Genomic DNA, 18,451 nt, shown 5'->3' on the forward strand with positions numbered 1-18,451 from the left:
CCCCCGATGCCCGAACCCATCCCGCGCCGGCGGTTCCTCGGCTACGTCGTGGCCGCGCCGGTCCTGGTGACCGCAGCCCAGCTCGACGTCGCGCCGCTGCCGGCCGGCGCCGCCACCGCCGACATCACCGACATCCTCGACCTCAACGACCTGATGACCGCGGCCGCCCTGCCGACCTCGGGCCTCATCTCCGTCGGGGTCGACCCGGACGGCACGGTGTCGTTCGCCCTGCCCCGGGCCGAGGTGGGGCAGGGCGTCACCACCTCGACCGCCATGCTCATCGCCGAGGAGCTGTCCGTGCCGCTGCAGCGGGTGCGGGTCACCCTCGCCGACGCCCGGCCCGAGCTGCTGTTCAACCAGCTCACCGGCGGCTCGAACACGACGATCGCGACCTACACCCCGATCCGGGTCGCCGCCGCCGTCGCCCGCCAGCGGCTGCTGCAGGCGGCGGCGACCGAGCTCGGCGGCGCGCCCGCCGACCTGAGCCTGCGCGCCGGAGTGGTCACCGACCGCTCCGGCCGCGGCATCCCCATCGGCGACCTCGCCGAGAAGGCCGCGAGCACGTGGACCGTGCCGGTCGCGGTCGAGCTCGCCCCCCGCGCGTCGTTCACCGTCATCGGCCGGCCGACCAACCGCATCGACGCCCTCGACGCGGTGACCGGCCGCAAGAAGTTCGCCATGGACCTCGACGTCGCCGGCGCGAAGCCGGCGATGGTCTGCCGCCCGCCCACCATCAACGGCAAGGTCGGCTCGGTGGCCAACGCCGCCGAGGTCCGGGCGATGCCGGGCGTCACCGACGTCGTGGTCGTCTCCACCGGCGTGGCCGTGCGCGCGGACACCTTCGGCCAGTGCGTCGACGCGGTGCGCGCGCTGCGGGTGACCTGGCGGCCCGGCACCGCCGAGGGGAAGTCCGACGCCACGGTACTGCGGTCGCTGGCCGCCGCCGAGATCCCGCTCGGCCTGCGGCCGCCGACGCCGGTCGTGGAGGGGAAGTTCACCTTCCACTTCCGCAGCAACGGCGCGCTGGAGCCCAACTGCGCGATCGCCGACGTCCGCCCCGGCCGGGCCGAGATCTGGTCGGCACTGAAGTCGCCGATCGTGGCCAAGCAGGCCATCGCGGCCAAGCTCGGGCTGCCGGCGGGCAGCGTCACCGTGCACGTCACGGAGGGCGGCGGCTCGTTCGGGCGCAAGCTGTTTTTCGACGCCGCGCTGGAGGCCGCCGAGGTCTCCCAGAAGATCGGCAAGCCGGTCAAGCTTATGTGGCACCGGGCCGACGACTCCCGCCAGGGGCGCGCCCATCCGATGGCCACGTCGCGGGTCCGCATCGCCTACCTCGGCGGCACCGTGCTGAGCTACACGCAGCGGCACACCAGCGTGGCCACCGACCTCAGCCACGGGCTCGGCGAGATCATCACCGCCATGGCCGCCCGGCTCCCGGTCGGCGACATCGGCTTCTCCGAGACGTTCTTCCAGCTCAGCCAGCAGATGTCGTACAACTTCGGGGTCAACAGCCGGCTGCTCAGCGAGACCGACAAGAGCTTCAACACCGGCAGCATGCGCAACGTCTACTCGCCCGACGTGACGTGCGCCCGCGAGCTGATCGTCGACCAGCTCGCGGCCGCCATGGGCAAGGACCCGTACCGGTTCCGCCGCGACTTCCTGCGCGACGACCGCTCCCGGGCCGCGCTGGAGTCGGTGGCCACGGCCGGCGGCTGGGGCCGGGCGATGCCGGCCGGCACCGCCCAGGGCATCGCGTTCCACGCCGAGTACAAGGCGGTCAGCGCCGCCCTGGTGGAGATCGACTGCCGCCCCGCCACGGCCAACCGGCCGGTCCGCGACGGCGTGGCCGGGCCGCGGGTGACCAGGGTGGTGTTCGCGGTCGACGTGGGGCTCGCCGTCAACCCGCGCGGCCTGGAGGCGCAGATGATGGGCGGCATCATGGACGGCATCGCCCTCGCGCTGACCTCCAGCCTGCACCTGCGCGACGGGTACTTCCTCGAGGCAAGCTGGGACAACTACTTCTACACCCGGCAGTGGAACACCCCGCCCGACCTGCGGATCATCGTCCTGCCGAGCACGTCCGAGCAGCCCGGCGGCGCGGGCGAGCTGGCCGTCGCCGCGTCGATGGCCGCGGTCGCCTGCGCCTACGGCCGCGCCACCGGCACGATGCCGACCACGTTCCCGATCAACCACGGCACCCTGTCGTTCACGCCGAAGCCGACGATCCCACCGATCCCGCCGTCGCCCACCGACGGCCTCGCGCACCCCTGGGAGCCCTGAGTTGCCCGAGCACACCTTCCGCGTCAACGGCGAGCAGGTCACCGTCGACGCCCCCGACGACGTGCGCCTGCTGTGGGTGCTGCGCGACCTGCTCGGGATCACGGGGCCGAAGTACGGTTGCGGGATCGCCGTGTGCAAGGCTTGCACCAGCCACCTCAACGGCAAGGGCATCACGCCGTGCTCGATCCCGGTCAAGGATCTGCAGCCGGCCGACGAGGTGACCACGATCGAGGGCCTCGCCGCCACGGCCGGTCAGGAGCTGCACCCGATGCAGCAGGCCTGGCTGGACCATGACGTGGCCCAGTGCGGATACTGCCAGCCCGGGCAGATCATGGCTGCGGTCGCGCTGGTCCGCCGGGTGGCCGCCGAGGGGCGGCCGCTGACCGACGCCGACCTGGACACATTGCGCAACGTGTGCCGCTGCGGCACGTACCCACGCATCCGCGCCGCCATCCGGTCGGGCGCCGCGAACATGTGACCCGGGGGAGGGGGTGTCGTCCGGACGGTATTCCGGTCAGGAAGACGTATTCCCCACAGGAATGTCGTTGGCAGGGGCACCCTTCCTCCGGCGGTCGCGGCGCATCGACGGCGACCGTTCTCGCGTTGGCCCGGCGGTTGCGCGCTGGCCCGGCGGTTGTCGCGCTTGCATGGTGGCCTGGCGGTTGTCGGCGGTTGCGCGGTGGGCCAGCGGATCGCGTCGCCGACGCGCCGCCCAGGTCGAGCGAGGCGCCGCTCGGCCCGCGTCGCGCCCGGCCCGCGTCGCGCCCGGCCCGCGTCCGCACCCCGCACCCGGCCCGCATCTCAGCCCGTGTCCGAGCCCGCGCCCCAGCCCGCGTCCAGCTCGCGCACGACTCGACGTTGGTCGATCTACCCTCGAATGGATCTACAGTCGTGAGGGTAGATCGACCAACGTCGAACAGTGCCTGGCGCCGGACCGTGCGGAGCGCAGCGTCGGGACCAACGGCGAACAGGGTGCCGCCCGGGTCACGCGGGCAGCGACAGCGGCCGGGCCGCGCGCGGGGGCGTCAGCGGGTGCCGGCCTTCACGCGGTACATCGCGGCGTCGGCGGCCGACAGGATCTCGTCGGCGGTGTCGCGGTTGTCGCGGGTCGTCGCGCCGATGCTCACGCCGATCCGCACCATCCGGCCCGCCAGGTGGAACGGGGCGGCGATGGCGGCGCGGAGGCGTTCGGCGATCTCGTCGAGCTGCGACTGGGCCGTCACGTCGTCCAGGAACACCACGAACTCGTCGCCGCCGAAGCGGGCCGCGACGTCGCCCGAGCGCAGCGAGTGGCGGATCCGCTCGGCCACGCGGACCAGCAGCTCGTCGCCGGCGGCGTGGCCCAGGGTGTCGTTGACCTGCTTGAAGCCGTCGAGGTCGAGGAACAGCACGGCGAAGTGGCGGCTCGTGGTGCTCGCGGCGTCCTGCAGGGTTTCCACGAAGGCGGCCCGGTTCGGCAGGCCGGTGAGCGTGTCGGACAGCGCCGCCTGGCGCAGGCGCTCCTCCTGCTCGCGCAGGTCCAGCGCCACCGTGAACAGGGCCGCGCACTGGTTCACCAGCTCCCGGCCGTCCTCGACCCGGCTGTCGACGACGTCGACGATCGCGAGCAGCCCGCGGTCGCTCGCGTTGACCCGCGCCGGTACCACGAACACCGTCTCGCCCGGACCGGCCGACGCGACCAGCTCGGCCGGCGGGAACTCGGAGACCGGGAGCACCGCTGGGCCGATCGGCGGGCCCGGCTGCCGGCGCCAGGCGGGCGGGACCCGCAGCTGCCGGTCGGGCGTCCACAGCCCGACCGCGCCGCTGCTCGCCGGCGTCGCCGCGAGCCAGGTGAGGGTGGTCGGGTCGGCGCCCCGCTCGTACAGCAGCGCCATGCTCAGCTCGTAGTGCGCGCTGATCGTCGAGCGCAGCCGCCACCGCTCGCCGAACTGCGCGCGGTGGTGCAGGCGGGCGGTGGCCAGGATCAGGTCCTGCACGCAGATGTCGACCCGGCGGGCCGCGGCCGCCGCGGGCAGGTGGAGGCTCTGGGTGTACTCCTGGACCGCCCGGGACAGCACCCGCAGGCTCTCCGGCGTCGGCCGCAGCTCGTAGATCCGCATCAACGCCCGCGACGCCGGCACCAGGTCGGGCCGGTCGCCGGCCGCGGCCGCCGCCATCACGGCCTTCGTCCGGTCGACGGCGTCGCCCAGGGCCGCGAGGTCCTCGGCGGTGCGGAACGCCTCGGGCGGCAGCAGCACCGAGAATCGCTCGACCAGCCGGCCGGCCGCGGCGGGCGCCGGGTGGGCGGTGGTGATGGCGCAGCCGCAGGAGCCGCGCGGCACGAACGCCGTCGGGATGCGGGGCCGGCCCGGCGGGCTCGCCGGCTCGGCGACGGCGCGCAGCAGCAGGCCGACCGCCTCGGCCGCCATCTCGCCGAGCAGCTGCCGGACGCTGGCCAGCCCCGGCTCCTGGAACGCGGCGACCTCGAGGTCGTCGAACCCGGTGATCACGTAGTCGTCGGGGCAGCGCAGCCCGGCCGCGGTCATCGCCCGCACGACGCCGATGGCGTTGCGGTCGGTGGCCGCCACGATGGCGGGCGCGGGCGGCCCGGCGCGCAGCGCCTCGGGGGTGGCCCAGGTCACGCCGCTTTCCAGGTTGTTGACCGCGGGCAGGAACAGGGCCGGATCGGGCTCGATGCCGTGGGCTTCGAGGGTCTCGCGGTACGCCCGGTAGCGCTCGGCGACGTCGGTCGCGGCGATGTTGCCGGTGAACGCGATCCGCCGGTGCCCGTGGGCGATGAGGTGCGCGACGGCCTCGCGGATCCCGGCGCCGTTGTCGGCGAGGACGGCCGGCAGGTCGGCCCGCCCCTCGTCGTGCCCGAGGAGCACCACGGGCTTCCCCGATGCGCGGATACGCTCGACGTACTGGCTGGTCACCGCGTCGGCGAGCACGACGAACCCGGCGACGTGGTCCCAGGCGACCGGCACGTCGAACTCGGGCGCCCCGCCGTTGACCGTGATGGAGGCGGCCGCGTCGAGCGTCTGCACCATGATCGTGCGGCTCCCGGCCCGCGTGGCGGCGGCGCTGATCCCGGCCAGCAGCGTGCCGTAGTAGACGCCGCCCGCGAACGGGGACAGCACCCCTACCACCGGTCCGTCCAGCATCACCACCTCCGCCTACTCCATCGGTAGCAGATCCGGCGACCTTCGCGGAAGCCACCGTTTTGTCGAGCACCGTGTCACAACCGGCCGGGCTGTGGTGTCCCCAGGTCCGGGAGCACACTCGGAAGGCGGGGAAGGTGATCATCGTGGAGGAGTTCGAGGAGCTGCGGCCGCTGCTGTTCTCGATCGCGTACCGCATCCTCGGCAGCGTGAGCGAGGCGGAGGACGCGGTGCAGGAGACGTGGCTGCGGTACCGGACCTCCGGCACCGAGCCCGAGTCGGCCAAGGCGTTCCTGTCCGCGGTGGTGACCCGCGTCTCGATCAACGTGCTGCGCTCGGCGCGCTTCCGGCGGGAGGAGTACGTCGGGCAGTGGTTCCCGGAGCCGCTGCTCACCGACCCGTACGAGGACCCGGAGCGGGCCGCCGAGCTGGCCGACTCGGTGTCGATGGCGGCGCTGCTGCTGCTCGAACGGCTCAGCCCGCTGGAGCGGGCGGTGTTCGTGCTGCGAGACGTCTTCGGGTTCGGCTTCCCGGAGATCGCGTCGGCGGTCGGCCGCTCCGAGGCGGCGTGCCGCCAGCTGGCGGTGCGGGCCCGCCGGCACATGGAGGCCGGCCGCCCCCGCTTCGAGGCCGACCGGCGCGAGCGCGACGAGCTCGCCGACCGCTTCTTCGACGCCTTCCGGGAGGGCGACCTCGACGGCCTGCGCGAGCTGCTCGCCGCCGACGTCCAGCTCACCAGCGACGGTGGCGGCAAGGCCCCGCAGCTGCAGCGCCCGATCCTCGGCGCCGACCACGTCGCCCGCCTGCTCGCCGCGGTGGCCGCCCCGCTGGCCCGCATCGGCGTCACGGTCGAGCCGCACGAGCTCAATGCCCAGCCGGGCGCCCTCTTCCGCGACCGCGACGGCCGGATCCTCAACGCCTTCGTGCTGGACGTGGCGGAGGGCCGGATCCAGGCGATCCGCATGGTGATCAATCCCGACAAGCTCGGCCACCTGGGCCCGGTCGCCGACGCCTGGACCCTGTCCCGCGCCTTCACCCAGGCCCGCCGCGCCGCGCCGTAGGCGCTGCGGCGGTGTGGGCGGGTGGCGGCGGGCCGTCGTGACCGGGCGCCGCCACCCGTGCTCAGGAGGTCACCAGCCGATGCGGCCCAGGCGGTCGACGAAGATGCCGGACGGGGCGCCCGGGGGCAGGGTCGCCAGGCGGACGATCGGGTCGGTGCCCTCCGTCACCGTCAGCTGGCCGCGGTGGCCGTTCATGTCCGTCGCGGCGAACGTGTGGTTGGCCACCTCGCCCGGCGTCACCGCGTTGAACGTGATGCCCGGGAGCGCCTGGGCGTAGCGGACGGTGATCATGTTCAGCGCCGCCTTCGAGGAGCAGTACGCCAGTTCGTGCATCTGCGACACGGGCTGCGACGGGTCGGTCACCACCGCGAACGAGCCGCCGGCGCTGGTCACCATCACCACCCGCGGGTGGTCGGCCGCCCGCAGCAGCGGCAGGAAGGCGCGCGTGACGCGGACCGGGCCGTAGACGTTCGTGTCGTACACGGCGTGCAGCTCGTCGGCTCCCGCGTCGGCGGGTGCGACCACGTTGCCCGGCGCGCCGGCGTTGTTGACCAGCACGTCCAGGCGGTCGGTGTGCGCCTGCACCAGCAGTACCGCCGAATCCACCGATGCGTCGGAGGTCACGTCCAGCGGGACGGGCACCACCGCCACCCCCTCGGCGGCAAGCTTGCCGGCGGCGACGCGCCCCCGCTCCTCGTCGCGCGAGCCGAGGAAGACCGTCCAGCCCAGCGCGCCGAGCCGGCGGGCCGTCTCCAGGCCCAGTCCCTTGTTCGCCCCGGTGACCAGCACCGAGGTCCGTTCCGAGTTCGTCATGACCCCTAGGACAACGCGGCCCGGCCGGCTGTGACACGGCAAAGCGGTGCACCCCGGCAGCGGCAACGTTCCCGCACCGCGACGGGAACGGCGGGGCTCCGCGGCCCACGGACGGTGGTTGGACCGACCACCGTCCAAAAGGGGGCCCCATGTTCAGGCACACACTCGTCACCGCGTTGGCGGCGGTGATCGCCGCCACCGGCACGCTCGTCGTCGGGGCCGCGCCCGCCGACGCCGCGGTCTCGCGGGTGCGGGTCAAGGGCTCCCTCGCGGTGCGCAGCGGCGCGGCGACCTGGTGGGCGCCGACCCGCACGCTGAAGAACAACACCGCGGTCACCGTCGTGTGCAAGTTCACCGGGCAGTACATCAGGGGCGCGGTCCGCAGCACCGCGCAGTGGGACCGGCTGATGCTCGGCGACTACATCCCGCACGCGAACGTCGTCGGCAACCCGAAGCTGCCCACCTGCACCTGGCCGCAGCCAGCCACCCCGCCGCCGGTCGTGTCCGTGGTCGCGCCGCCGGTGGTGCCGCCGACACTGCCCGCACTGCCCGAGCCGAACGGCACGATGACCCAGGCCGAGTTCATCGCCGCGTCCGTGCCGGGCGCCCAGCAGAGCCAGCGGGAGCACGGCGTGCCGGCGTCGGTGACCATCGCGCAGGCGATCCTGGAGACGGGCTGGGGCAAGAGCGCCCTGGCGACGTTCGACCGCAACTTCTTCGGCATGAAGTGCTTCGGCCAGGGCGTGTACGCCAACGGCTGCAGGTCCCACTCCACCGCCGAGTGCACGCCGGCCGGTGCGTGCTTCACGACCACGGCGTCGTTCCGCACCTACGCCACCGCGGCGAACTCGTTCCGCGACCACGGAGCGTCGCTCGCCACGAACAGCCGGTACAGCGTCGCGTTCCAGTACCGCACCAACCCGAACCAGTTCGTCGCCGAGATGCACAGGGCCGGCTACGCGACGGACCCGCAGTACACGGTCAAGCTCACGGGCATCATGGCCAAGTACAACCTGTACCGCTACGACCTGGCGTAGGGACCGCCTGCTAGAATTTGAACATGTTCAAAGACGGGTGGCTCGTGGGCGGCCTGGTCGCGTCGGTCCTGCTCCGCGGTGCGCTGTGGTGCCTCAGCCTTTTCATCGTCGGGCCGGTGCTCGGCCCGCTCGACGGCGTGCTCGCGGTCGCCACCGACCACGCCTGGGAGATCGTGGCGGCCGAGGCCGTCGTGGGTGTCCTGCTGGCCGTCGCGACCGGCGTGGCCTGCGCCGGCCTGCGCCGGGACCAGCTGTGGGCGCATCGGCTGGGCCTGGCCCTCGCCCGGGGGTACGTCGCCCTCAACGCCGTGACCGCGGTGGCGTCGTTCGCGCTGGTCTTCGTCTACGGCTGGCTGCCGGCCCTCCTCGGGGCGTTCTACCTGGCGTCGCTGGCCGCCGCCGCGCTCGCCTGGCGCGACCTGGCGGCCGGCCCCCGCGTCCGGATCGTGACCGGCCTGGCGACCCTGCGCCGCCTGGCCGCCGGGGCCCAGCGCCACGAGGCCGACCGGTGGCCCGCCGGAGCGGGACACCGGTAGGGCGGTCAGCCGCAGGTCCACAGCAGGCGGCGGAGGCCGCCCGTCTCGTTCGTCGCGGTGCCGATGATGCGGGAGCCGTCGTCGCTGACGACGCCCATCATGCCCAGCGGGACCTCCGGGTCGATCGGCAGGAGCGCGACCGTGCCGTTCACCCACGTGCCGGGGTGCGGCGGGGCCATGTTCGGGACCTCGCCGAAGACGCGGCCGTGCTCGTCGACCCGCTCGGCGAGGATGCCCTCGATGACGTCGACGCCGCCCGTGCGCAGGTTCCAGCGGACGCCGCGGGCGAGGACCCAGTCGCCCGTGATGTCGGTCGTGGTGATGTCCGAGGCCTCGGCCGGGACCGGCAGGGCGCGCATCGTGCCGGCACCGTCCCACACCACCGGGACCGTCGCCACCGTCGCGTCCGAGCCGTTCATCGGGCGCTGCAGGTACCCGGCCACGGTCCCGTCGTCGTTGATGCCGATCGCGCTGGACGACCAGCCGTCGGGCGTCGCGAGCAGCGCCGGCCGCGCCGGGTGGTCGCGCCGCCACACCGCGGCCCGGACGTCGGCGCCGCCGCGCTCGATCGAGTTCAGCGTCATGGCCACCTCGCCGTGGTTGTTGAGGCCGGCCATGCTGACCAGCCGTTCGCCGTCGGGCGTCGGGACGGTCGTGAAGGTGCCGCCGCGGTACAGCCCGAGCCGGCCCTGACCCGTCCGGAAGAGGACGTCGCCGGCGCGGTTGACGGCGATGGGTCCCGACCCCGACGCGCCGCCGGGCGGGCTGATCCGCTCGCTGCGGCCGTTCTCGATCCGGACGAGGTCGCCGCCGCCCTGCTCGGACGCGCTCCCGACGACGATCCGGCCGGTCGGGTCCAGCACGAAGATGCCGTTGACGCCGGGCAGTTGCGCGTCGGTGTAGGTGCAGGTGCCGAGCGGCGGCGACGCCGGTCCGGGGGCGTAGCTCGTCACCGCGCTCGGGCGGACCCACGGCGCCGGCGGGGTGGCGGGCTCGCGCCGGGGGCCGCCGGTGACCTGGGCCACCAGCACGGTCGTCGCCAGTACCGTCACCACCGTCGCGCCCGCGAGCACCGCCGCCCGGACGCGTGCACGGCGCCGGCCGGCCCGGACCGCCGCGCGGGCGTCCAGCGTGGACGGTGGCAACTCGTCGATGTCGAAGGCCCGGCGCAGCAGCGCCACCTCGTCGCTCATGCCAGCTTCCCCTGTCGTCGTGTCGGGGCGGTATCGAGGTCCCGGCTGCCCAGCTGCCGGCGCAGCGCGGCCAGCCCGTCCGAGGTCTGGCTCTTCACCGTGCCCTCGGCGCAGCCGAGGATCGCGGCGACCTCGGCGACCGGCAGGTCGAGGCCGAACCGCAGGACGAGCACCGCCTGCTGCCGCCGCGGCAGCCCGCGCAGCGCCGCGCGTACCACGACCCGCTCGTCGAGCGGCTGCCCGGCGGCGGCCGGCCGGTCCGGCGGCCGCTCGGTCAGCGCCACCCCCGACCAGCGCAGCTTGCGCTCCCGCAGGAAGGTGTTGACCACGATCCGCCGCACGTACGCGTCCAGATCCGCGGCCGCCCGCGCCTGCCGCCACTTCACGTAGAGCGTGGTCGCCGCGGCCTGCGCGACGTCGTCGCCCCGGTGGACGTCGCCGCAGAGCAGCGCGGCCAGCCTGCGCATGTGGGGCATGCGAGCCTCGAAGTACTCGACGTACTCCCGTTCCAGGTCCTCCCGCACGCTGCCTCCCTCCACAGACCAGAGAGGCTCGGGGTCGCTCCGCGTTGGGTGCGACTTTTTCCGGCGTGGTTCAGCCGTCCACGAGCAGCACCCGGGCCAGCCGGGTCACCGCCGCCGGGTCCAGGTCCCGGCCCGCCGCGAAGGCCCGGTCGAACGCGTCACCCAGCGCCGCGCGCACGGCCGCCGTGGTGCGCTCGATGTCAGCCCGATCCGCGACGGCCGGCGTGCTGCCGGTCGAGGCGCGGCTTCGCTGCGCGGCGCCCAGCAGCGAGGCGGCCGCGTGGTGCTCGCCGGCGGCTGCCGCCGTGCCCGCCAGGGCGGCGAGGGCGAGGGCGACGTCGCGCTCGGCGCCGAGCTCCCGGGCGGCCTTCAGGGCCTCGCGGTGCTGGCCGGCGGCGGTGGCCAGGTCGCCCCGGTGCCGCGCCACATGCCCGAGCTCGACCAGCACGCTGGGGACGTAGAGCGGACGACCCGCCCGGTTGGACTGGGATGCCGCGTCCCGCAGCAGCGTCCGCAGATGCAGCATGGCGGTGTCGAGGTCGCCGGCGCGTCGGGCGGCCCAGGCCAGTCCCATGCGCGCGAACGTCACGGTCAGCGGCGCGTTCTGCTCCTGGGCGAGGGTGAGCGCCTCGGTGCACTGCCGGATGGCGGCCTCCTGGTCGCCCTGCTCCATGGCGAGCCAGCCCAGCCATCCGAGCCGGCCGGCGACGTCGGCCCACAGGCCCAGCTCCCGGGCCAGCTCGAGCCCCTCCCGATGCAGCCGTGCGGCGAGCGCGTGGTCGCCGGTCAGGCCGGCGTGCGCGCCGAGCCACTCGGTCGCCTGCAGCAGGCCCCACCGGTCGCCGAGCTGCCGGAAGATACCGGCGGCGCGGTCGCCGTCGCGCATCAGGCGGGTCGTGTCGCCGCGGATGTAGGCCAGCTTCGCGGTGAGCGTGAGGGTTGCCGCCGTGCCCCAGGTGTCGTCGGTGGCGTGAAACGCGGAGCGCAGTTCGGACACGAACGCCTCGGTGACGGCCACGTCCCCGAGATCGACCTCCGCGTGCGCCAGGAACCAGGCGGCGCGGGCGTGTCCGGGGTCGGCGGTCAGATCGCCCAGGGCCTCCCGAACGGCTTTGTGCCGGATCGGCCAGTCCTCGACGTCGCCGAGCAGGAACGCGAAGCCGGCTTCCCAGGCGGCCACGCGGGCCCGTTCCGGGGCGGCCGGCGCACCGGCGGAGGCGGCCAGCGCGGCCCGCATCCAGCGCCGGCCCTCGCCCAGGCGCCCGCGGAGGAACCAGTACCAGGCCAGCGCGCCGACGAGCCGGAGCGCGGTGCGGTGGTGGCCGCCGGACACCGCCTGGTCGGCGGCGGCGCGCAGGTTCGCCGCCTCGCCGTCGAGGACGCGCAGCCATCGCGCCTGCCGCGGTCCGCGCAGCTCGGCCTCGGCGCCGGTCGCGAACGCCACGGAGTAGCGCAGCCAGCGGGCGCGGGTGGCGGCCAGGTCGCCGGCCTCGTCGAGCCGCTCGAGACAGAACGCGGCGATCGACTCCAGCAACCGGTAGCGGGGCGGCTCACCGTCGCGCTCCACCCGAACCACCAGCGACCGGTCCACCAGGTGGGCGAGGAGGTCCGGCACATCGGCCGCCCGCACGTCGCCGGCGGCGCAGATGGCCTGCGCGGTCTCCGGGCTGCTGCCGTCGGGGTTGACGGCCAGCCGGCGCAGCACGATCCGCTCGGGCGCCGTGAGCAGCCGCCAGCTCCAGTCGATCGTGGCGCTCAGCGTCTGCTGGCGGGCCGGCGCGGCCCGGTTACCCACCGAGAGCAGCCGGAACCGGTCGTCGAGCCCGGCCACGAGCCGCTCGATCCCCAGCCCGCGCAGCCGGGTCGCGGCCAGCTCCAGCGCGAGCGGGATCCCGTCCAGCCGGCGGCACAGATCGGCGATCAGGGCGGCGTTGGCGGGCTGCAGCTCGAAGCCCCGGTGCGCCGCGGCGGCTCGCGCCAGGAACAGCCGCACCGCTCCGGCGGCGGCCGGGTCGCCGCCGCCGGCCGGCAGGTCCAGCGGCGGCACGGGCCAGACCAGCTCGGCGGCGACGCGCAGCGGTTCCCGGCTGGTGGCGAGGATCCGCAGCTCGGGCCCGGCCGCGAGCAGGCGGCCGGTCAGGGTGGCGGCCGCGTCGACGACGTGCTCGCAGTTGTCCAGCACCAGCAGCAGCCGGCGGGGGCGCAGCGCGGCGGCGAGCCGGTCGACGGTCGTCGCGTTGCCGCCGGCGGCGTCCCGGATGCCCAGTGCCCCCGCGACGGCGTCGGCGACCGCCTCCACGCCCCCGTCGACGGCGGCGAGCTCGACGAGCCAGGCGCCGTCGCGGAACTCGCCCTGCACGGTGCGGGCCACCTCGAGCGCCAGCCGGGTCTTGCCGACACCCCCCACGCCGGTCAGCGAGATCAGCCGCTGGGCGCCGACCAGGGCGGCGAGCTCGGTGAGCGCGGGGTCCCGTCCGAACATCTCGCCCATCGCGGCGGGGAGGTTGCTGACCGGCCTGGGCGGGGCGGGCGCGGTCGCGGGCGGGTCCAGCGCCGGATCCTGCGCCAGGATCGCCCGGTGCAGGGCCGCGACGTCCGGGCCGGGGTCGATGCCCAGCTCGTCCCCGAGGCGGGCGCGCAGCTCGGCGAAGGCGTCGAGGGCGTCGGACTGCCGGCCGGCGCGGTAGAGCGCCAGCATCCGCAGGGACCGGGCCCGCTCCCGCAGCGGATGGCGGCTCACCACGTCCGCCAGCGCATCCGCGACCGCGGCGGCCTCGCCGAGCGCGAGGCGGGCCTCGGCGCGGTCCTCGACCGCGGTCAGCCGCTGTTCCTCGAGGCGGGCGACCACGGCCTCGACGAACGGCTCGTCCCGGTACTCCGCGTACGCGTCCCCGCGCCACAGCCCCAGCGCCTCGCCGAGCAGCGCCGCCCGAGCCGCCGGCGAGCGTTCGCCGGCGGCCCGGGCGACCAGGGAACCGAACTCCGCGGCGTCGACGGTGGTGGCCCGCAGCGCGAACCCCGCCGGACCCGACTCGACCAGCGTGCGACTGCCCGGCTCGGCATTCTCGATCGCCCGGCGCAGCTGCGACACCTTGACCGCGAGCGCCGCCGGGGGGTTGCCCGGCGCCTGACCGGTCCAGAGCTCCTCGACGAGGCGGTCGGCGGACACCGGACGGCCGTCGCGCGCGAGGAGCGCGGCGAGCAACGCCCGCACCTTGGCGCCCGGGATCGGCACGGGCCGGCCGTCGCGGTCCCACACCGCGAGCGGCCCGAGCACCCCAAAACGCACGCCCACGATCCTAGGTTCCAGATTCCTCGGGTCGGTAGGAAAGCACGACGACGCCGTGGGGGAGCCGGGTCTGCGAGACCAGCATCATCCGGGTCCGCGGCCAGTCCCGGAAGACGCTCGGGCCGCCGCCGACCACGACCGGATGCACCCAGAGCCGGAACTCGTCGACCAGGCCCGCGGCGGCCAGCGAGCGGGCCACCCGGCCGGATCCGTAGAGCAGGACGGCGCCGTCCGCGGTGCTCCTGAGCTCCCGCACGAACGCCGTGACGTCGCCCGGCACGACGTGTGCGTTCGTCCATCCGAGCCGGTCCAGGGTGCGGGTGACGACGTACTTGCGGATGCCGTTCATCCGGTCGGCGAAGCCCTCGGTCGCGGTGCCCGCGTCGTCGACCGCCGGCCACGTCGCGGCGAAGGCCTCGTAGCTGACCCGGCCCATGACGACGGCGTCGGCGGCGAACAGCTGGTCCCGCGCGTGACGCCCGTACTCGTCGCTCCAGAACGCGAACGACCAGTCCTGCGGATCGTCCTGCACCCCGTCGAGCGTGATGAACGTCGAGACGATCACCGTTCCCATGTCCGCTCAGCCCCTTCCCGGCTCGGTTGCGGCGGCCGGGGTGCCGTCGAGGTGCACGGCCTGCCGCACGTAGCCGGACAACAGCGCGTCGTCCACGTCCGCCGGGTTCCGCAGCTTGAGGTGCCGGGTCGTCTTGCCGATCCCCGCCAGCCGGCGCTCGGGGTCGGAGAACTCCGCGCCGCGGGCGAAGGCGAGGGTGACGTGCGTCTTGCTGCGGCTCACGATGGCGATCAGCGCACGCCCTTTCCAGGCCGGCGAGCCGCGGCTGATGACCTCGCGGGCATCGGGCGCGTGCAGCGCCATGAACGCCCGGAGCGCCTGGACTACGGCCGCCTGCCCCGCGTCGAGGGCGGCGACGTACTCGTCCATGTCGGTCACGGCGTCCACCCCCTCAGAGGCTCTTCGCCACGACGGCGCTGATCGCCGTGAAGGTGGAGTAGTCGCCCGCCGTGACGCGGTTCTTCGCGACCGCGATCGCGACGCCGGTCTGCGGGTCGGCGTAGGCGGCCGTGCCGCCGCTGCCGGCCATGCCGAACAGCGTCGGACTGTCCAGCGGCCCCGGGAATCCGACGTCGTAACCGAGCCCTCGTTTCGCGGGAAACCCGAGCACCGCGTCCTCGCCGCTCACCACGACCGAGGCGGCATCGCGCAGCCGCTGCGCGGACAGCAGCCGGACACCGTCGACCGGGCCCAGCAACGCGGCGTACGTGCGGGCGATCGCGCGGGCCGACATCACGCCCCCCGCGGGGATCTCCGCGGTCAGCACGTCGACCCGGTTGCAGTAGCCGGCATCGGGCAGAGCGCCCAGCGGCGCCGCGGTCCAGCCGTCGAGGACCCGGAAGAACGGCACCGTCCCGGCCATCTGCGCCGCCATCTCCGCGGTCAGGTGCATCGCGTCCGGCTGCTCGTGCCGCGCCACCCTGCCGAGCGCCTCCCGCGGCACGGCGAAGAAGAGCTCCTCCTCGACGCCCAGCGGTGCCGCGATCCGGCGGCGTGTCTCCTCGGAGATCGTGCGGCCGGTGGCGCGGCGCACGATCTCCCCGACCAGGTAGCCGTAGGTCTGCGGGTGGTAGCCGGTGCGGGTCCCCGGCTCCCACCACGGGGTGGCGCCGGCGATCAGGTCGCACATCTTGTCCCAGTCGCAGAGGTCCTCCGGGGTGGTGCCGACCGGCACCGCCGGGACCCCGGCGCTGTGCGTCAGCACGTCCCGGACGGTCGTCCGTTCCTTGCCGTTGGCCCCGAACTGCGGCCACAGATCGACCACCGGGGTGTCGTACTCCAGGATGCCGTCGGCCGCGAGCCCATGGACCACGGTCGAGGCCACCCCCTTGGCCGTCGAGGTCACGTGGAACAGCGAGTCCGCGGTGACGGGCCGCCCGTCGGCCGCGAACCCGCCGACCGCGTCCACGATCTGCTCGCCGTTGCGATAGACGGCGACCTGGAGCCCCCGCTCCGCATCCTGCTCGATCAGCTGGTCGACCGCCAGCTGCACGTCCCGCTGAACATCACCCATCGTGGCCCTCACAGGTTCGTTCGGGCGCCGTTCGCCCGACCACGACCGATGATCCGGCGACCACTTACGCTTTCTTTACCGTCGCCGGCTCGTCCTAGAACCGCCACTCCCGGCCGAACCAGCGCCGGATCCGGTCGGTGCCGAAGGCGTGCTTGTCGGCGGCGAGGTCGGCCGAGGGCCCCTGCAGGCCGCAGAAGGGCCGCTCGCCCGCGCGGAACGTGACGTCGACCTTCGCCACCCGGTCGCCGCCGAACTCGAGGTAGCAGATGCCGCGCCCGTCGTAGGTGGCGGCCGGGGACTCGCCCCGGATCGTGGCGACGATCCGCGCCGCGGCGACGGCCGCCTGGCCCTCCGCGAACACGCCGGCCTTCGGGGTGCCGACGCTGGTCACGTCGCCGACCGCGTACACGCCCGGGAACCCGGTCTCCAGGGTGTCCGGCGGTGGGCGGGCGAGGCGGTCGGCCTGGTCAGCGACGTGCCCTCCGCCGCCGGCCTGGTCGAGCTCCTGGCCGCGCAGGCCGAGGCGGCCCTGCGTCGATATTATTGAAAAGACGTATGTTGATATGACCATGCCTTGGGTGGTCCTCTGGAGCTCTCGTGCACCTCCACATCCAAGGAGGCTTGATGAGCCACACCACCCGACGGCTCACCATTCCCACCACGCTCGTCCTGGCCGGCGCCCTTCTGGTCGCCCCCACCCCGGCCGGCGCCGACACCGCCGAGACCGCCGCCCCGTACCTGGTGAGCGGCGTGACCACCCTCGCGGACCGCAACCGCATCGCCGCCACGGGCGCGTCGCTCGACGGCGTCGAGCACGGCGTCGCCGACATCAGCGCGACGCCGTCCGAGGTGGCGCAGCTGCGCCGGCAGGGCTTCACCGTCACCCGCGCGCTGCGCGCCGCGACCCCGTCCGGGCCGGCGACGATCCTCGACTTCCCGTCGGCCGACTCGCTGTACCACAACTACGCCGAGATGACCGCGGAGCTCAACCAGGCGGTGGCCGACCACCCGGCGATCCTGCGCAAGTCCAGCCTCGGCACCTCGTACGAGGGCCGCGACATCCCGGTCATCAAGATCTCGGACAACGTCGCGACCGACGAGAACGAGCCCGAGGTGCTCTACACGGCGCATCAGCACGCCCGCGAGCACCTCACCGTCGAGATGGCGCTGTACCTCATCCGCCAGCTCACCGACGGCTACGGCACCGACGCGCGGATCACCAACGTCGTCAACACGCGCGAGATCTGGATCGTGCCGGACATGAACCCGGACGGCGGCGAGTACGACATCGCGACCGGCGCCTACCGGTCGTGGCGCAAGAACCGCCAGCCCAACGCCGGCAGCAGCAACGTCGGCACCGACCTCAACCGCAACTGGGGTTACAACTGGGGCTGCTGCGGCGGGTCGTCGGGCACCACCAGCTCCGAGACCTACCGCGGCCCGTCGGCGTTCTCCGCGCCCGAGACCCAGCGGGTGCGCGACTTCGTCCTGGGCCGGCGCGTCGGCGGGGTGCAGCAGATCAAGACGCACATCGACTTCCACACGTACGGCAAGCTCGTCCTCTGGCCGTTCGGCTACACGACCGCGAACACCGCGCCGGGCCTGGACGCCGACCAGGAGGCCACGTTCCGCACGCTGGGCATCCAGATGGCCGGCACCAACGGGTACACGCCCGAGCAGGCGAGCGACCTCTACATCACCGACGGCTCGATCGACGACTGGCTGTGGGGCACGCAGGGCATCTGGTCCTACACGTTCGAGATGTACCCCGGCTCGGCCTCCGGCGGGGGCTTCTACCCGCCGGACGAGGTGATCGCCGCGCAGACGGCGCTGAACCGCGAGGCGAGCCTGCAGATCGCCGAGTACGCCGACTGCCCGTACCGCGTGATCGGCAAGGAGGCCGTGTACTGCGGCGCCACGGGAGGCACGACGGTCTGGTCCGACGACTTCGAGACCAGCCTGGGCTGGGTCGTGAACCCGGCCGGCACCGACACCGCGACGAGCGGCGCGTGGGAGCGCGGCGACCCGGAGGCGACGGACTCCAGCGGCCCGAAGCAGCTCGGCTCCGCCGCCGTCGGCACCAACGACCTGGTGACGGGCCGGCTGGCCGGTGCCAGCGCCGGCGCCTACGACGTCGACGGCGGCACGACGAGCGTCCGGTCCCCGAGCATCGCGCTGCCGGCCGGCGGGACGCTGACGATGACGTACTCCTGGTACCTCGCGCACGGCAACAACGCGTCCTCGGCGGACTTCCTGCGCATCAGCGTCGTCACATCCGGCGGTACCACGGTGCTGACCACGGTCGCGGGGGCGGCGACCGACCGCGACGCGTCCTGGGCGACCGCGAGCGCCAACCTGACCCCGTACGCGGGCCAGAGCATCCAGATCCTGATCGAGGCGGCCGACGCCTCGACGGCGAGCCTCGTCGAGGCCGCCGTCGACAACGTCGTCATCCGGCAGTCCTGAGCGGGCGGGGTCCTGGGTCGCGGGT

General features: G+C 74.2%; 15 protein-coding genes. 6 read left to right on the forward strand and 9 right to left on the reverse strand.

Annotation, left to right across the window (positions count from 1 at the left end):
- Positions 1-6: 6 nt before the first annotated feature.
- Together IEZ31_RS28065 and IEZ31_RS28070 are read left to right on the forward strand one after the other, a co-directional pair.
- Complete coding sequence (locus IEZ31_RS28065; RefSeq protein WP_190252996.1) at positions 7-2,280, forward strand: molybdopterin cofactor-binding domain-containing protein; 2,274 nt, start codon at positions 7-9, stop codon at positions 2,278-2,280.
- A gap of 1 nt (position 2,281) precedes the next feature.
- Positions 2,282-2,758 (forward strand): (2Fe-2S)-binding protein, encoded by a 477-nt coding sequence (locus IEZ31_RS28070; protein WP_190252997.1) that lies wholly within the window; start codon positions 2,282-2,284, stop codon positions 2,756-2,758.
- A 547-nt stretch (positions 2,759-3,305) separates the two neighbouring features.
- On the opposite strand, the gene IEZ31_RS58270 is transcribed toward IEZ31_RS28070, so the two are convergent.
- A complete protein-coding gene (locus tag IEZ31_RS58270; protein ID WP_190252998.1) occupies positions 3,306-5,423 on the reverse strand; it encodes a substrate-binding and GGDEF domain-containing protein in 2,118 nt (705 codons plus the stop codon).
- 143 nt (positions 5,424-5,566) lie between these two features.
- On the opposite strand from IEZ31_RS58270, the gene IEZ31_RS28080 reads away from it, so the two are divergent.
- Positions 5,567-6,481, forward strand: coding sequence for an RNA polymerase sigma-70 factor (locus IEZ31_RS28080; protein ID WP_229835913.1), 915 nt, complete (start codon positions 5,567-5,569; stop codon positions 6,479-6,481).
- A gap of 69 nt (positions 6,482-6,550) precedes the next feature.
- On the opposite strand, the gene IEZ31_RS28085 is transcribed toward IEZ31_RS28080, so the two are convergent.
- Positions 6,551-7,294, reverse strand: a complete 744-nt coding sequence (locus IEZ31_RS28085) for an SDR family NAD(P)-dependent oxidoreductase (RefSeq protein ID WP_190253000.1) — start codon at positions 7,292-7,294, stop codon at positions 6,551-6,553.
- A gap of 149 nt (positions 7,295-7,443) precedes the next feature.
- Between IEZ31_RS28085 and gsmA the strand changes: the two genes are divergently transcribed.
- On the forward strand, positions 7,444-8,331 hold the full coding sequence (gene gsmA, locus IEZ31_RS28090; protein WP_190253001.1) for a sporangiospore maturation cell wall hydrolase GsmA: 888 nt from the start codon (positions 7,444-7,446) through the stop codon (positions 8,329-8,331).
- 23 nt (positions 8,332-8,354) lie between these two features.
- Positions 8,355-8,867: a hypothetical protein gene (locus IEZ31_RS28095; protein ID WP_190253002.1), complete on the forward strand. Its 513-nt coding sequence runs from the start codon at positions 8,355-8,357 to the stop codon at positions 8,865-8,867.
- Positions 8,868-8,872: 5 nt separating this feature from the next.
- Here the strand turns inward: IEZ31_RS28095 and IEZ31_RS28100 are convergent, their stop codons facing one another.
- From IEZ31_RS28100 to IEZ31_RS28130, 7 genes are all read right to left on the reverse strand, one after another.
- Positions 8,873-10,060, reverse strand: coding sequence for a hypothetical protein (locus IEZ31_RS28100; protein ID WP_190253003.1), 1,188 nt, complete (start codon positions 10,058-10,060; stop codon positions 8,873-8,875).
- Positions 10,057-10,584, reverse strand: coding sequence for a SigE family RNA polymerase sigma factor (locus IEZ31_RS28105; protein ID WP_190253004.1), 528 nt, complete (start codon positions 10,582-10,584; stop codon positions 10,057-10,059). Before IEZ31_RS28105 ends, IEZ31_RS28100 begins: the two co-directional genes overlap by 4 nt.
- Before the next feature lie 70 nt (positions 10,585-10,654).
- Positions 10,655-13,873 (reverse strand): ATP-binding protein, encoded by a 3,219-nt coding sequence (locus IEZ31_RS28110; RefSeq protein ID WP_190253005.1) that lies wholly within the window; start codon positions 13,871-13,873, stop codon positions 10,655-10,657.
- 10 nt (positions 13,874-13,883) lie between these two features.
- Complete coding sequence (locus tag IEZ31_RS28115) at positions 13,884-14,447, reverse strand: dihydrofolate reductase family protein (protein ID WP_190253006.1); 564 nt, start codon at positions 14,445-14,447, stop codon at positions 13,884-13,886.
- A gap of 6 nt (positions 14,448-14,453) precedes the next feature.
- Entirely contained in the window at positions 14,454-14,816 is a 363-nt protein-coding gene (locus tag IEZ31_RS28120; protein WP_229835931.1) for a DUF1801 domain-containing protein, read from the reverse strand.
- A gap of 22 nt (positions 14,817-14,838) precedes the next feature.
- On the reverse strand, positions 14,839-15,960 hold the full coding sequence (locus IEZ31_RS28125) for a serine hydrolase domain-containing protein (protein WP_190253008.1): 1,122 nt from the start codon (positions 15,958-15,960) through the stop codon (positions 14,839-14,841).
- Between the two features lie 94 nt (positions 15,961-16,054).
- Positions 16,055-16,531, reverse strand: coding sequence for a hypothetical protein (locus IEZ31_RS28130; RefSeq protein WP_190253009.1), 477 nt, complete (start codon positions 16,529-16,531; stop codon positions 16,055-16,057).
- A gap of 53 nt (positions 16,532-16,584) precedes the next feature.
- Here IEZ31_RS28130 and IEZ31_RS28135 point away from each other — a divergent pair, with 53 nt between their 5' ends.
- The gene (locus IEZ31_RS28135; protein WP_190253010.1) at positions 16,585-18,426 is read left to right on the forward strand and encodes a M14 family metallopeptidase; all 1,842 of its coding nucleotides are present in this window, start codon (positions 16,585-16,587) and stop codon (positions 18,424-18,426) included.
- Positions 18,427-18,451: the final 25 nt, after the last annotated feature.

The sequence above is a fragment of the Dactylosporangium sucinum genome (assembly GCF_014647515.1).
Taxonomy (GTDB): Bacteria; Actinomycetota; Actinomycetes; order Mycobacteriales; family Micromonosporaceae; genus Dactylosporangium; species Dactylosporangium sucinum.

Excerpts from the sequence above, each read along its gene's own strand:
- IEZ31_RS28085 (WP_190253000.1), bottom strand. The coding sequence starts at position 7,294 with ATGACGAACTCGGAACGGACCTCGGTGCTGGTCACCGGGGCGAACAAG.
- IEZ31_RS28100 (WP_190253003.1), bottom strand. The coding sequence starts at position 10,060 with ATGAGCGACGAGGTGGCGCTGCTGCGCCGGGCCTTCGACATCGACGAG.
- IEZ31_RS28130 (WP_190253009.1), bottom strand. The coding sequence starts at position 16,531 with ATGGTCATATCAACATACGTCTTTTCAATAATATCGACGCAGGGCCGC.
- IEZ31_RS28065 (WP_190252996.1), top strand. The coding sequence starts at position 7 with ATGCCCGAACCCATCCCGCGCCGGCGGTTCCTCGGCTACGTCGTGGCC.
- IEZ31_RS58270 (WP_190252998.1), bottom strand. The coding sequence starts at position 5,423 with ATGCTGGACGGACCGGTGGTAGGGGTGCTGTCCCCGTTCGCGGGCGGC.
- IEZ31_RS28095 (WP_190253002.1), top strand. The coding sequence starts at position 8,355 with ATGTTCAAAGACGGGTGGCTCGTGGGCGGCCTGGTCGCGTCGGTCCTG.
- gsmA (WP_190253001.1), top strand. The coding sequence starts at position 7,444 with ATGTTCAGGCACACACTCGTCACCGCGTTGGCGGCGGTGATCGCCGCC.
- IEZ31_RS28125 (WP_190253008.1), bottom strand. The coding sequence starts at position 15,960 with ATGGGTGATGTTCAGCGGGACGTGCAGCTGGCGGTCGACCAGCTGATC.
- IEZ31_RS28135 (WP_190253010.1), top strand. The coding sequence starts at position 16,585 with ATGAGCCACACCACCCGACGGCTCACCATTCCCACCACGCTCGTCCTG.
- IEZ31_RS28115 (WP_190253006.1), bottom strand. The coding sequence starts at position 14,447 with ATGGGAACGGTGATCGTCTCGACGTTCATCACGCTCGACGGGGTGCAG.
- IEZ31_RS28120 (WP_229835931.1), bottom strand. The coding sequence starts at position 14,816 with ATGGACGAGTACGTCGCCGCCCTCGACGCGGGGCAGGCGGCCGTAGTC.